This is a genomic window from uncultured Psychromonas sp. (assembly GCF_947489755.1).
Classification (GTDB): Bacteria; Pseudomonadota; Gammaproteobacteria; order Enterobacterales; family Psychromonadaceae; genus Psychromonas.
Genome location: NZ_CANLFB010000116.1, coordinates 1 through 211, shown reverse-complemented (window position 1 = coordinate 211; position 211 = coordinate 1). Strand labels below are relative to the sequence as shown.

The 211-nt window shown below is 46.0% G+C and carries 1 protein-coding gene; it reads left to right on the top strand.

Annotated features, from left to right (window positions below):
• On the top strand, positions 1 to 211 hold a 211-nt coding region (locus Q0794_RS18235; RefSeq protein WP_298944305.1), incomplete at both ends, for a VCBS domain-containing protein.

The window sequence follows — 211 nt, the reverse complement described above, 5'->3', positions numbered from 1 at the left end:
TTACGGTGACAACCAGCGATGGTGTTGAACAAGCAATTGTTATTACTATCAACGGTGTTGACGACTTATCTGTTGTGGCAGGCGATGATACTGGCGCAGTAACTGAAGATGCGGATGCAACCACGTTAAGCACAACGGGTACCTTATCGTTAAGCGATGTTGATACCACTGATACCACAACCTTTACCGCTGAATCTATCACGGGTGACTA